1 pseudogene is annotated in these 270 nt (G+C 43.0%); it reads left to right on the plus strand.

The features are described 5' to 3' along the window. Window positions 1-74: 74 nt before the first annotated feature. A pseudogene (locus ACYQ2M_RS25505) lies at window positions 75-270 on the plus strand (recombinase); the annotation flags it as partial.

Below are 270 nucleotides of genomic sequence, written 5' to 3' on the forward strand. Positions count from 1 at the left end.
CGGACCTTGTAGACTCTCACTCATGGAGCACAGTCAAAATTGACCGCCTTGGTTTGCAATTTTTTTGGAAACATGTGTTAAAAATTGACTGGAAGTGGGTTGATATTGTAAAACCACCCCAAGTCACAACAATCCCTGATATTCTCACCCCTGCTGAGATTGAGAACCTCATTGGTGCAACACGTAAACTACGCTATCGTGTTTTCATATTAACCACCTATTCCATGGGACTTCGCCTGGAAGAAACATTGTCACTCCAGGTAGGTGATA

Source organism: Desulfocicer niacini (assembly GCF_054657595.1).